This is a genomic window from Cytobacillus sp. Bva_UNVM-123 (assembly GCF_046351715.2).
GTDB lineage: Bacteria > Bacillota > Bacilli > Bacillales > Cytobacillaceae > Cytobacillus.
Genome location: NZ_CM177772.1, coordinates 4,243,441 through 4,257,639 on the forward strand (window position 1 = coordinate 4,243,441; position 14,199 = coordinate 4,257,639).

A 14,199-nucleotide genomic window follows, 5' to 3' on the forward strand; every position below is an offset into this window, starting at 1 on the left:
ACTAATAGTTATTACTTTTATTTTACCATATTCATTCTTCAAATATCGGTGCGAGCTTCTGCGGAATGAAGAAAAGAAAAGCGCAAGCGCCTTGGGCAGCGACGTATAAAGTGAAACTCAATTAGTGGGGGGCCTTCATCCCCACTGATTGTTAGTTGAACTAATCGGGCATTTATGGGCTGTTTGAGCCCTCACTTAGAATTTTTGGGCTTTGCTCAACTTTTTAAAGTGGGGGGTCTTACAGCCCGTTAATGCGGGATAAACTGGACTGACCTCGACTGAGATAAAGGAAACACGACAAGTGATAACGAGTCGATGTTGACTTATCGCAGGGAGAGGGAGGGCAGGCAAAATACGCCACATCCTTGTGGCAATGCCTGCACTAGCACGTCCTGTGCGTCGGAAGTTTACTAGGCGCTAGGCGCTGCAGCTAGACACCCATCCAACTTCAAAGATATAAATTCTAATAAGACTAGAAAAGCGCAAGCGCCTTCGGAACAATCAAAGTTCAGATTGTTTCCTGCGATAGAAATTCAAAGAAGCTTTCCTTGGTGATCACGTCATACGAAATTAAAAAAGGGTTACCACATTGTGATAACCTCTAAAGTAGTCTACCTATTAGAATGCGAACGCGCCTATAAGTAGATTTATCATATTAATATTAGTCTTCTTTTACCATTTCTTCGTATTGTTCAGCAGTCATAAGGTTGTCCAATTCACTTGTATCAGATAGTTCGACAACGATCATCCATGCTTTTTCATATGGAGATTCGTTGACAAATTCTGGGCTATCACTAAGGTCTTCATTAATTGCAACAACTTTTCCTGTAACCGGGGAATATAATTCAGACACCGTTTTTACAGACTCAACACTACCGAAAGGCTCATCAGCTGTAACTTCATCCCCTACTTCTGGTAGTTCTACGAATACGATGTCACCTAGCTCTGATTGAGCAAAGTCAGTAATCCCAATACGAACTTGCTCTCCTTCTGTTTTTACCCACTCATGTTCCTCTGAATAACGTAATTCCTTTGGTGTGTTCACTTAAACCCCTCCACTTTTTCATTCAATTTAAGATCAACTTGTTGATCTCCCTCTTAAGCATTACAAATATTACTCATAATTGTCAATATCTTTATGAGAGCCATATTTTTTCGTAATCCTCTTCTTTAAATCCCACTGTCAACTTTTGCCCGTCTGTTAAAATTGGACGCTTAATTAACATCCCGTCAGTTGCTAAAAGAGCGAGTAATTCCTCATCTGACATCGTTTTGACTTTATCCTTTAAGCCAAGCTCACGGTATTTCATCCCACTTGTATTAAAGAACTTTTTAATGTCTAAACCACTATTTTGATAAAGGCTCTTTAAATCGGTGAGGGAAGGGGGATTTTCAGCAATATGTACTGCTTCGTAAGCTAATTGGTGCTCATCCAGCCATTTCTTAGCTTTGCGGCATGTCCCACATTTCGGGTACCAATAAAAAGTTAATTCCATCATTCCACCACCATTATCTTGTCCAACTATTAAATAAATTTACAGCTAAGTATAGTAAATACTACCATAAACTCAAGTCTAATCATAATTTTTGCCACTCTTCTTGATTATTCGCTATGATTCTAATTATTCCTTCTTTACTTTATAGATAATATCAAAGAAAAGGAGGATCTCTCAATCGAAAACAAATTTAGAGATCACTCCATCTAATAAAAAGGCTTTTCTACTTATAGAACAAATTTTTCTGCTTCAATTAATTTATCAGCTGCTTCTCGTTTTTTCGCAATCACATTAATTGGTGTATGGCGTGTAAACTTGCGAAGTGCTGAAATCATCATGCGGAGAGCATCTCCTGTTTCAACTGCAACAAGTGTTTCTTTCGCATGCTGCTCGATTTCATTAAATGCTTCTTGGCAAAAGATTTGAGTATAAAGCAGTTTTTGTTTACCACGCTCTAATCCATCTTTTTCGAGTGCTTTTTCTGTACGAAGAACTACCGATTCCATCGCATACACAAGTGAAACGATATCAGCAATATTCACTAATACTTCTTGTTCTTTTTCTAAAGCTTTACCATATTTTTGTGCAGCTAGCCCTGCTAGTAATAAACCGATTTTCTTTGCATTTTTCACTAAATATTTTTCTTGCGCTAATGGCTCATCACCCGGATCCTCTGGCATCAGCATCATGAGCTCCTCTTGCAAGCTAAGTGCTTTTTCAAATAACGGAAGTTCACCTTTAAGAGCTTTACGTACAAATGTACCTGGAACTAATAGTCGGTTAATTTCATTCGTTCCTTCAAAAATGCGGTTAATCCGAGAATCACGATAAGCTCTTTCGATTTCATATTCAGCCATGAATCCATATCCACCATGAATTTGGACTCCTTCATCAACTACATAATCAAGCACTTCACTTCCGAAAAATTTATTAAGTGAGCACTCTATAGCATATTCTGCGATTGACCTTGCTACTTCTTTGCCATCCTTTACTTCCTCATCAGACAGCTTGCTCATACGGTCTTCAAATAAACCAACTGTTCGATAAACAGAGCTTTCAGCAGCATAAATTTTGGAAGCCATCGTGCCAAACTTTTCTTTTGTTAAATTAAATTGTGAAATAGGTGTTTTAAACTGCTGACGTTGGTTAGCATATTGCACTGCTAGTTCAAATGCACGCTTTGAACCACCTACTGTTCCTACTCCTAGTTTATAGCGGCCAATATTTAAAATATTAAAGGCGATCACATGACCTCGCCCATATTCACCTAAGAGGTTTTCTTTAGGCACCTGCGCATCTTCTAAAATTAATGTACGGGTTGATGAGCTTTTTATTCCCATTTTCTTTTCTTCTGGGCCTACAGAAACACCTGGGAACTCTCTTTCAACGATAAATGCCGAAAAATGCTCGCCATCAATTTTGGCATATACGATAAATACATCTGCAAAACCAGCATTTGTAATCCATTGTTTTTCGCCATTTAACACATAATGGGTGCCTTCAGCATTTAATTTTGCCGTTGTTTTCGCTCCGAGCGCATCAGAACCAGAGCTAGGCTCTGTTAATGCATATGCAGCAATCTTTTCACCTGTTGCTAAAAGTGGCAAATATTTTTCTTTTTGCTCTTCGTTCCCAAATAATACGATCGGAAGTGAGCCAATTCCGACATGAGCTCCGTGAGTTATAGAAAAGCCGCCTGCACGAGCCATCTTTTCAGAAATTAAAGCTGAGCTTACTTTATCTAAAGATAATCCACCATATTCTTCTGGGACATCAGCACCTAATAGTCCAAGCTCTCCAGCTTGCTTTAACAACTTAACAGAACGATCAAATTCATGATTTTCTAAATGTTCAACTTCTGGAAGAACTTCGTTTACAATAAAATCCTCTGTCGTTTTTGCAATCATTTTCTGTTCATCTGTGTAATCCTCTGGTGTGAAAACACGGTCATAAGGAAGATCTTCAATTAAAAAACTTCCACCTTTAATTACGTTTTCAGTTTGATTTGTCATTTTATTTTCCTCCATTCTATTTACGGAGAAAAGCTAAAGAGCCTTTCTCCCATCCCTTTTAACTCTTATTTGCAAGAACTCTTCTCCATTTAAAACGCTGGGACGAGGATATGCCCCCTTATCTATTAAAGCAATTCGAAAACGCCAGCAGCCCCCATGCCACCGCCAATGCACATTGTTACGACTCCAAACTGCTGATTGCGTCTTTTCATTTCATGGATGAGTGATAGTGTTAATTTTGCACCTGTACAGCCAAGTGGATGACCTAATGCAATGGCACCCCCATTAACATTTACTTTTTCTTCATCTAATCCAAGCTCACGAATAATTTGGATAGATTGAGAAGCAAATGCTTCATTCAGTTCAAATAAGCCAATATCAGAAAGCTCTAACCCTGCAAGCTTTAATGCTTTTGGAATGGCTACAATTGGGCCGATCCCCATAATTTCAGGTGGCACCCCACCAACTGCAAATGATCTGAATTTTGCCATTGGCTTTAAGCCTGTTGATTCAGCTTTTTCCCGATCCATAACCATTACGGCAGCAGCTCCATCACTCGTCTGAGAGGAATTTCCTGCAGTTACTGTTCCCGTTACAGAGAATGCTGGTCGAAGCTTTGCCAATGTTTCAACTGTTGAATCTGCTCTTATTCCCTCATCTTGACTAAATTGAATGGTCTTCTCAAGTAATTTATTGTCCTTTCCGATCGATCTTAGCGTAACATCAACAGGAACAATTTCTTCCACAAACTTCCCTTCTTGAATAGCTTTTGCAGCTTTTTGATGGCTTCTGACTGCAAATGCATCCTGATCCTCACGGGAAATTCCATATTTCTTTGCCACTTCTTCAGCTGTATGCCCCATGCCCATATAGTACTCCGGAGCAGTCTCAGCTAGTTTAATATTTGGACGAGTTACATGACCCATCATTGGTACGAGACTCATTGACTCTGCACCGCCAGCGATGATCGTATCTGCATGACCGATCATTATTTTCTCTGCCGCATAAGCGATAGATTGTAATCCTGACGAACAGTACCGATTGATGGTGATCGCTGGAACTGTATAAGGAAGGCCAGCCAATGCACCAATATTTCGAGCCATATTTAGGCCCTGCTCTGCTTCTGGCATTGCACACCCAATAATTAAGTCATCAATATTTCCCTCATAATTACTAGCTCGCTTCAATGTTTCGCGGACGACTAACGCACCTAGATCATCAGGTCTAACATTTGCCAATGTTCCTTTCTTAGCCTTGCCGACTGGGGTACGAGCACCCGCTACAATTACCGCTTCTCTCATTTTTCTCCCTCTCCTTCTGCAAATCGCAATTTCGCCTTGTCGTACTAGTTGCGCAGTGGTTTGCCTTTGATGAGCATATGCTGCATGCGCGCTTGAGTTTTTGGCTCAGCTAAGAGACTCATAAATGCTTCTTTCTCTAAATCTAGCAAATATTGCTCATCTACTTCCGTTCCATATGGCACTTTACCACCAGCAATGACATATGCTAGCTTTTTAGCAATCTTTAAATCATGTTCAGAAATAAATCCAGAGTAAAACATTGCTTGTGCACCAAGTAGCAAGGTTGCATAACCAGTTTCCCCTACAACCGGTATTTTTTTACGAACTGGAGGGCGATAGCCTTTTTCAGCTAGAGATAACACGACTTGTTTTGCATCATAAAGTTGATGATCACCATTTACACTTATGCCATCAGCAAAGTTCAAGAAATTGTTATCACGAGCCTCTTCCCCTGATGTTGATACTTTAGCCATTGCAATCGTTTCAAATACTTTATTCGCTACCTTTTGAAGATCATATTCAACTCCGCTTGGCATACTATTTAAATGCTTTATATACAGCTCTTTATTTCCACTGCCTCCAGGGATAAGCCCTACTCCAGCTTCAACAAGTCCCATGTATGTTTCACTTGAAGCTTGAATATGTGCTGTCGGTAAGCATATTTCCGTTCCTCCCCCTAATGTCATACCGAAAGGAGCTGAAACGACAGGCTTTTGACTGTATTTTATTTTCATCATCGCTTGTTGGAATTGACGAACAACCATGTCAAGCTCGAAGAAATTATCGTCCTGTGCTTCCATAAGAATCATGGCAAGGTTTGCGCCAACACTAAAGTTTTTCCCCTGATTTCCAATGACAAGTCCTTTATAATTCTTTTCAACTTCATCAATCGCAAAATTTATCATTTGAATAATATCTAATCCGAGAGAGTTGCCTTTTGAATGGAATTCTAGTAGGGCAACGCCATCGCCGATATCTATTAAACTCGCACCACTATTCTTTTTAATAACGCCGTTTTGCTTTTTAAGCCGTTTTAAATTTATCGCCTTTACGTTTTCCTCGACTAATTGATAGTCACCATTTTGATAATAGTAAAGGTCTCCATTCTCTTCCTTATAAAATGACGTAAACCCTTTTTCAAGCATTTCTTGAACCCATGCTGGAACAACTTCTCCGGATTCTGTCATTTTCTGAACAGATTTTTCGAGGCCGATTGCATCCCAGATTTCAAATGGACCTAATTCCCAACCGAAGCCCCATTTCATAGCTTTATCAATCGCAACAACATCATCTGCAATTGTGCCGAGTAATGTAGCGGAATAGATTAAAGACGGACTTAATACTCCCCATAGCAGTTGTCCAGCCCGATCATCGGCATATACGAGTGCTTTTAATTTATTGGCCGTACCTTTTTCCTGCTTACTTAGCTCTGTTGCTGCTGTTTTCAGCTTTTTACGAGGACCATATTGTAAAGTAGTAGGATCTAATTCAAGAATTTCCTTTCCTTGCTTCAAAAAGAATCCTTGCCCAGACTTACTGCCAAGCCAGCCTTTATTAAGCATTTCCTTCATGAAGGTTGGAACTTCAAATGCTTCCTTTTCCTTTCCTTCTACTTGCTCGTAAACATTATTGGCAACATGAACAAATGTATCAAGACCAACGACATCAAGCGTTCTGAAGGTTGCACTTTTCGGTCTACCAATTAAAGGACCCGTAATTGAATCTATTTCACCGACACTATAGCCGCCTTTTAGCATTTCTTGAACAGTTATTAGCAGTCCATATGTCCCGATTCTGTTCGCAATAAAGTTCGGTGTATCCTTCGCCTCTACAACACCTTTTCCTAATACATCTTCACCAAATTCCTTCATAAATGAGAGAACTTCAGGGTCTGTATGTTTCGTCGGGATAATTTCCAATAGTTTTAAATATCGTGGTGGGTTAAAGAAGTGTGTGCCAAGGAAATGCTTTTGGAAATCCTCTGAGCGATTCTCCCCCATCGCTTCTACTGAGATACCGGATGTGTTAGAGCTTACGATACTGCCTAGTTTTCGACATTCATCCACCTTTGCAAATACTTGTCTTTTAATTTTAAGGTCTTCAACAACTACTTCGATAATCCAATCAACCTCTTTAAGTCGTTCCATATCGTCTTCAAAGTTTCCAGCCTCAATTAAAGAAAGATTCTTTTTTGAAGTTAGCGGAGCTGGTTTTTGCTTTAAGAGATTCTGCTTCCCTGCTTCACTAATACGGTTGCGTACAGCCTTATCTTCAAGTGTAAGACCTTTCGCCTTTTCGGAATCTGTTAATTCTCGAGGTACAACATCTAGCAATATGGTTGGAATTCCAATATTCGCTAGGTGTGCTGCAATACCTGAACCCATTACCCCTGAACCAAGAACTGCTGCTTTTTTGATTTGTTGGATCAACTTCATTTCCCCCTTTTCACCCTTGAATGAATACTCATTCATTTTTGTTGCAAAAAAAACTTCCACTGTGAATGAGTGTAATTACTTATAATGATAAAATATTTGTAAAATTTACGCAATGCTTTTCATCGTGAAAAAGCGCTTTTTTTATATTTGTTTTTGTCCTTAAGATATTATCCTGATTATTGGATATTCTATTAATGGAGGTGAAGACATTATGGCAAGAATGAAAAAAAATCCTTCAAGAGCTGGTGTTAGTGCAGCTAGTGTGAAAGGAAATGCAGGGCCGACTGTTGAAACAGGCGGCAGTGGAAAGGTTAATAGTCAAAACAATCAATATAAGAAAAAATAGTTTAACGGTCTCATTAGGTAACTCCCTTCTGAGACCGCTCAATTAAAACACTTCACTACATTTTCATATCTTCATACATGGGCATGTTGAGCAATGCTGCTTACTTTTTGTTAAATAGGCAAAGCAACATGAGGATCTTTGCCTTATTTCCTTATCAATCTCTTTCACATACATTTTTTCTTTATAAAAGCGCTTTAGTGGATTTTCATGATAATCGCCAAACAACGATCCTTCTGCTTCAAAAACAATATATTGAAAATCATCCTTTGCTTTTTCGTTTAATTCAAAGTCATTTTCTTCCCTTTGAAAAACAGTCTCATATAACCAAAAAATATAAATAGCGATATTCTCCCATAATATAAGCTTCGAAATCTTTGTTACTTTTGCGACACAATGAATGAGTGGATAGAGATGATCTTTAAATAGAGCTTCAATACAATTCTTTCTCCAAGCTTTTCGATCTTTCCATAACCGCTCCGATTCTAAACGGGAAAAATAAAACGCTGGAAGCCATACTTCTGCTTTTTCATCTGTTTCAATAGATATATTTTCTTCCGAGATGAGCAGCTTTTCGTTTTTACTAGTCATCGTATAAAGAAACATCACAGCTAAAAAAGCATATCGTTTCATAAAGATGGAGCCTGCCGTTTTGCTATTGGCAGCCTCAATATGTTTTCCTAGTAAATCCAAATATTCCCGCATCTCATTTTCATCAAGCAAGTTATTCACTTGAATAGAAAGCGGTGATGCCCATTTTTCAGTTGTTAACCGCATTTCTTTAAGCTCGTGTATGAGTGAATCAGATAGACTAGCCAAAAGGCGCCTCCCCCTTCAATTTATCGCTATGAGTTAGGTGAAGTGTAACGTCAATTAATAGGGGGCTTACTGCCCGTTAACTTGCGGTAAAATACATCTGCCTTTTCCAAATGGAATACAAAGTGGTGTACCAAAGAGTGGATCAGTCGTTACTTGACAATCCATATTAAATACATTTTTCACAAGACTGCAATTCATCACATATTCTGGCTTTCCTTGTGCATATACCTTTTTGTCCTTAATCGCGACAATGTTATGAGCATAGCGACAAGCTAGGTTTAAGTCATGGAGCACCATAACTATCGTTCTTTTCTCTGTTTCATTGAGCTCAAATAGTAGATCGAGAATTTCGATTTGATGGGACATATCTAAATAAGTTGTCGGTTCATCAAGCAAGACAACTTCAGTATTTTGAGCTAAAGTCATGGCAATCCAGGCTCTTTGGCGCTGACCACCAGAAAGCGAATCGACGGGCCGATCTTTTAAGTCTGCTATTTTCGTTGCCATTAAAGCATTATTAACCTTTTCTTCATCTTTCTCTGTCCATTGCTTTAGCCAAGTTTGATAAGGATACCGACCTTGTTTCACCAATTGAAGTACCGTCAATCCTTCAGGCGCAATTGGTGATTGCGGAAGTATAGCCATCTGTTTAGCCACATCTTTTGTTGGCATTTTCGCAATGGCCTTTCCTTCTAGCAGCACCGCACCAGCTTTAGGCTTTAAAAGTCGGGCAATTGATCGAAGCAATGTCGATTTTCCACAGCCGTTCCCACCGATAAAAATGGTCATTTCACCTTTAGGAATTGTAAGATCCAATTCTTCAATTATGATACTTTCCCCATATGAAAGTGTTAGTTTTTGTGTTTCGATTGATCCTGTCATTTCGACTGCTCCTTAATTATATTAAGCGTTACGCGTTTTGAATAATAAATAAATGAAATAAGGTGCTCCGATTCCTGCAGTTAACACTCCTGCAGGTATTTCGATTGGGGCAAGCACGGTTCGTCCAATTAAATCTGCAACCATGACAAGTACAGCACCAATGAGTGCAGAGACTGGAAGAAGTGCACCAAAGGCAGAGCCAACTAACCTTCTTGCCATATGTGGGGCCATCAAGCCGACAAAGCCGATTCCTCCCGCAAATGCAACAGAACTGCCAATTAACGCAGTACTAATCATTAATAAGATGAATCGCTGTTTACCGACCGCGCTCCCAACTCCAGTAGCAATTTCATCGCCAAGCTCTTGAATATTAAGATTTCTTGCCATCATAAATGAGATAAGCAAAAAGATAAATGCCCAAGGAGCTAATGTAATAACGTTTGTCCAATTTGAACCGTACACAGTCCCTGTAATCCACATATTTGCTTGGCTTGCACGATAGATTGGTCCTGAAATCATCATAATAGTTGTAAGTGCTTGCGTAAGAGCAGATATCCCAATCCCAATTAGCACAAGCCTAATAGGAGAGACGCCATTTTTCCATGATAATAAATATACAGCGATAGCTACTACACCAGCACCGCAAAATGCAACAAGTGGAAGCCATTGAATACTAACTGTTAACGAATTGTTTTTATCACTAAAAAAAGTCAAAAATGATACGACAGCTACAGCAGCTCCACCGGTAATTCCTAGAATATCTGGAGAAGCCAACGGATTTCGAATGATTCCCTGTAAAATGCCGCCTGCTACAGCTAATGACATGCCGACGATTAATGCTATCAAAATTCTAGGTAAACGGAACGAGCGAATAACAAGCTGTTCCATCTCCGTTCCACCGCCAAAAAACACCTTCACAACCGTAAGTGGACTTATTTTCATTTCGCCTAAGCCTGTGCTCAAAATAAAGACAATTACCGCCAATACAGCCATTATCATTAAAATAGAAATCGCTTTTTTATCAACAAGAAATGAAGCCTTGCCTTTTAATACGCGAATATTTCTATATTTACTCATTTTGCATTGAACCCCCTTCTTGCAATATAAATAAAGAATGGAGTTCCAATAATCGCGGTCATCACGCCGACCGGAACTTCCTGGGGCATAATAATATACCGCGCAAAAATATCCGCTGTCAGCAATAGAATACCACCAAGAATTCCTGCATAAGGAATTACCCAACGATGATCAATTCCGACAATCGTTCTCGTAATATGGGGAATAATAATTCCTATGAAACCGATTGGTCCAGCAATTGCGACCGAACCACCTGCTAATAAAATAATAAAAATGGCTGCAAAGATTTTTAGTAGCGCTGTATTCATCCCTAAACCCTTTGCTACATCTTCCCCCATTGATAAAACATTCATTTTGGTAGCGATAATAAGTGAGCCAAACCAACCGACTACTAAATAAGGTAATACATTCGTTAAAATTTCTAACTTTCTTCCTTGAACTGAACCAGCTAGCCAAAATAACACTTGCTCTAATGCTGCTTCATTTAAAACTAAAAAACCTTGTGTAAATGAAGCAAACATGGCTGATATCGCTGCCCCAGCTAAAGTTAACTTCATCGGTGTTAGTCCCTCTCTACCAACGGAACCGATCATATATACACTAATAGCAGCTACTGCCGCTCCTAAAAAAGCAATCCATGTAAAGGCTTGAAGATTTGCAATCGAAAAAAGACTAACCGCAATGACAACAGCAAAACCGGCTCCTGCATTTACACCAAAAATTCCCGGGGAAGCAAGCGGATTTTTGGTTAATGTTTGCATAAGTGCTCCAGCAATGGCTAAACTACTCCCTACTGCAGCAGCTATTAAAGCTCGCGGCAATCTAACTGTTTCAATAACAAGATGCTCTGTTGAACCATCATTATACTGAAAAGCATCTAACACCATCTTCCAAGTGGTGTCCGTGTACCCATAAACAATGCTGGCACACATTAATAGTAATAATAAGATAATAATTGCAAAAAGACCGATTATTTTGTGACTATTATTTTTTAGTAGCATCGTATAAACCTTCCAAACATCTTAGTATGCATAATCTATGATCACTTTTACTTCTATTGAAACGTATTTATTATATACTGTCAATGACTTTGAGAATCATTTTCACTTAACTATTGACAATATTAGTCTAGCAACTTATGATTAGATAGTGATTGAAAATGATTATCATTAACAGCTATTAGAACAGCTTACGGAGGAAGAAAATGAAGACGATTAAAAAACTACTACCCTTGTTTTTAACAATGATGATCTTCGCATTAGCAGCATGTGGCAATAGCGAAAAAGCAACAACAGATAAAAAAGAAGACACTAACAATAAAGCTGAAAATACTGGATATACAGTGGAACATGCAATGGGTTCTACACCAATTGAGAAAACACCAGAAAAAGTCGTTATTTTGACAAATGAAGGAACTGAAGCACTTTTAGAATTAGGTATTACACCTGTCGGTACTGTTAAGCCAACGACTCAAGACACTTTTTATGAGCATCTTACTGATAAGCTGAAAGATGTTAAAATCGTTGGAACAGAGCTTGAAGTGAACGTTGAAGCAATTGCCGCTCTTAAGCCTGACTTAATTATCGGGAATAAAATGCGCCATGAACAGATTTATGACCAATTAAATTCAATTGCTCCGACAGTATTTGCTGAGACTTTACGAGGAAACTGGAAAGAAAATTTTGAGTTATATGCAAAAGCTGTAAATAAAGAAGAAAAAGGCAAAGAAGTAATCGCTGCTTATGATGCACGGATTGCTGATTTAAAAGAAAAGCTTGGAGATAAGGTAAATCAAAAAATCTCAATGGTTCGTTTCATGGCTGGAGATGTACGTATTTACCAAAAGGATACATTCTCAGGAGTTATTTGGGATCAGCTAGGTTTCCAACGCCCAGATAGCCAAAATGTTGACGATTTTGCGATTAGAAATGTAACGAAAGAACAAATTCCTTTAATGGATGGAGATGTTCTCTTCTATTTCACTTATGAACCTGGTGATGGAGCTGGAACTCAGCTTGAAGAAGAATGGATAAATGATCCGTTATTCCAAAAACTTGATGTAGCGCAAAAAGGAAATGTTCATAAAGTTGATGACATCATTTGGAATACTGCTGGTGGTGTCATTGCTGCAAATTTAATGCTAAATGATATTGAGGAATTTTTCCTTAAATAGATCTCTAATTTTCGATGCTCCCCCCTTTTTGGAGCTCTTCCCACTCAAGAAAAAGAATCTACATTTTATATGTGGATTCTTTTTTTTTTGAGCAAAATGAACTTGATTCATAAACCGCCCAATTCTGGTAACAATAAAAGTAATTCCCAAAAATGATGGTGATGGTTATGAAAAAATGGTTTGAGCGAATGAAGAACAAAAAAAATAGTGATCAAATGAATTGGGAGAAAACATTAGAGAGATCGAAGGATTTCACCAAAATCGATTATAAAAATAAGTTAACAAATACAAATCTCTGCTTAACCTTTTTATCTACTTTGGTTGATGAACAAGTTATTCAACAAAGCTTGCTGCCAAACCTATTGGATAAGGAGTTAAATTCCATCAACGATGCGAAAGAAATATTGCCGCTGACGGACGTAGAAATTTCAAATGACATCACTAAAATTGAGCAAAAATTGCTAAATGGCTATGTGATGCTGACCATTAACAATGATGAAAAGAAGTTTGTCTTCATCGCTGTTCAAAAAAAACTTGTCCGCAGCCTCTCACCGCCTGAAATTGAATTCTCTGTCATCGGACCAAAAGAGGCATTTGTCGAATCACTAGGTCAAAATATTAATTTAATTAGAAAGAGATTGCCAATAAAGGAGCTTGTTGTTGAGGAATTCATTGTTGGAAGCTTATCTAATACGAGAGTTGCCATTCTCTATATTGAATCCATTACAAATGATGCAAACGTAAATACTGTGAGACAACGCATTAAAGAAATAGAGTTTGATTCGATTACAGATAGTTCCTATATCGTTCAGCTTATATGCGATAATTCTAATTCTCCATTCCCACAGCTATTGGATACGGAAAGACCTGATAGAATTGCAGGAATTCTTTCAGAAGGAAAAATTGCCATTATCGTTGATGGTTCTCCACATGTTCTGATTGGACCTACAACGCTAGTTGAGTTTTTTAATTCCTTCGAAGATTATTTCCTTAATTGGATATTAGCATCATTCTTTAGAATCGTTAGAGTATTCGCTGTCTTATTTTCTTTCCTTGCTACACCATTGTACGTAGCGGTACTCACATATCATTATGAATTAATTCCAAGTGATTTAGTTGGAACCTTAATTACATCGAGGCGGGTTGTGCCATTTCCCCCTATACTAGAAGCGATCTTTCTCGAACTAACCATCGAACTATTAAGAGAGGCTGGAGCAAGACTTCCGACGAAGGTTGGGCAAACAATTGGCATCGTGGGAGGAATTGTCATTGGAACTGCCTCTGTTGAAGCTGGGCTAACGAGTAATGTGCTTCTCATTATTGTTGCATTGGCCGCTCTCGCTTCCTTTACGACACCTGTTTATAAAATGGGCAATACGATCCGTTTATTACGATTCCCTATTTTGCTATTTGCTGAGTTATGGGGATTGCTTGGCATCGTTTTCGCTTTCTGTATTATGCTAACCCATTTATTGCGCCTCACATCGTTAGGGAGGCCCTTTTTAGAACCAATTTTTCCACCTCGGCTTCATGACTTAAAGGATTCCCTAATAAGACTACCATTTAATAAACAATCATTGCGACCAATTTTTTTAAGAACGAACAAGTCCAAGCGCTTTAACAAAGAAAAAGCAAAATTGAAAAAGGACATTGATGAATAA

The 14,199-nt window shown here is 38.5% G+C and carries 12 protein-coding genes; 3 read left to right on the forward strand and 9 right to left on the reverse strand.

Translation table 11 applies throughout. The features are described from left to right. Positions 1–661: 661 nt before the first annotated feature. The 5 genes from gcvH to KDN24_RS21835 form a co-directional block, all read right to left on the reverse strand. A complete protein-coding gene (gene gcvH / locus KDN24_RS21815; RefSeq protein ID WP_409974133.1) occupies positions 662–1,045 on the reverse strand; it encodes a glycine cleavage system protein GcvH in 384 nt (127 codons plus the stop codon). Between the two features lie 91 nt (positions 1,046–1,136). Beyond that, positions 1,137–1,496: an arsenate reductase family protein gene (locus tag KDN24_RS21820; RefSeq protein WP_409974132.1), complete on the reverse strand. Its 360-nt coding sequence runs from the start codon at positions 1,494–1,496 to the stop codon at positions 1,137–1,139. 227 nt (positions 1,497–1,723) lie between these two features. Next, on the reverse strand, positions 1,724–3,508 hold the full coding sequence (locus KDN24_RS21825) for an acyl-CoA dehydrogenase FadE (protein ID WP_409974131.1): 1,785 nt from the start codon (positions 3,506–3,508) through the stop codon (positions 1,724–1,726). Positions 3,509–3,633: 125 nt separating this feature from the next. Next, positions 3,634–4,809, reverse strand: coding sequence for an acetyl-CoA C-acetyltransferase (locus tag KDN24_RS21830; RefSeq protein ID WP_409974130.1), 1,176 nt, complete (start codon positions 4,807–4,809; stop codon positions 3,634–3,636). Between the two features lie 44 nt (positions 4,810–4,853). Next, complete coding sequence (locus KDN24_RS21835; RefSeq protein ID WP_491348500.1) at positions 4,854–7,235, reverse strand: 3-hydroxyacyl-CoA dehydrogenase/enoyl-CoA hydratase family protein; 2,382 nt, start codon at positions 7,233–7,235, stop codon at positions 4,854–4,856. A 220-nt stretch (positions 7,236–7,455) separates the two neighbouring features. Between KDN24_RS21835 and KDN24_RS21840 the strand changes: the two genes are divergently transcribed. Further along, a complete protein-coding gene (locus KDN24_RS21840; protein ID WP_409974129.1) occupies positions 7,456–7,590 on the forward strand; it encodes a YuzL family protein in 135 nt (44 codons plus the stop codon). 63 nt (positions 7,591–7,653) lie between these two features. Here the strand turns inward: KDN24_RS21840 and KDN24_RS21845 are convergent, their stop codons facing one another. The 4 genes from KDN24_RS21845 to KDN24_RS21860 all read right to left on the reverse strand — a co-directional run bounded on the left by KDN24_RS21845 (position 7,654) and on the right by KDN24_RS21860 (position 11,366). Continuing rightward, a complete protein-coding gene (locus KDN24_RS21845; protein WP_409974128.1) occupies positions 7,654–8,406 on the reverse strand; it encodes an IucA/IucC family C-terminal-domain containing protein in 753 nt (250 codons plus the stop codon). A 66-nt stretch (positions 8,407–8,472) separates the two neighbouring features. Beyond that, complete coding sequence (locus KDN24_RS21850; RefSeq protein ID WP_409974127.1) at positions 8,473–9,288, reverse strand: ABC transporter ATP-binding protein; 816 nt, start codon at positions 9,286–9,288, stop codon at positions 8,473–8,475. A gap of 21 nt (positions 9,289–9,309) precedes the next feature. Next, a complete protein-coding gene (locus tag KDN24_RS21855) occupies positions 9,310–10,365 on the reverse strand; it encodes a FecCD family ABC transporter permease (RefSeq protein ID WP_409974126.1) in 1,056 nt (351 codons plus the stop codon). Then, positions 10,362–11,366 carry a FecCD family ABC transporter permease gene (locus tag KDN24_RS21860; protein WP_409974125.1) on the reverse strand — a complete coding sequence of 335 codons (1,005 nt, stop codon included), beginning with the start codon at positions 11,364–11,366 and terminating at the stop codon, positions 10,362–10,364. The genes KDN24_RS21855 and KDN24_RS21860 overlap by 4 nt, the downstream gene beginning before the upstream one ends. A gap of 203 nt (positions 11,367–11,569) precedes the next feature. On the opposite strand from KDN24_RS21860, the gene KDN24_RS21865 reads away from it, so the two are divergent. After that, entirely contained in the window at positions 11,570–12,538 is a 969-nt protein-coding gene (locus KDN24_RS21865) for an ABC transporter substrate-binding protein (protein ID WP_409974124.1), read from the forward strand. 167 nt (positions 12,539–12,705) lie between these two features. Further along, positions 12,706–14,199 (forward strand): spore germination protein, encoded by a 1,494-nt coding sequence (locus tag KDN24_RS21870; protein ID WP_409974123.1) that lies wholly within the window; start codon positions 12,706–12,708, stop codon positions 14,197–14,199.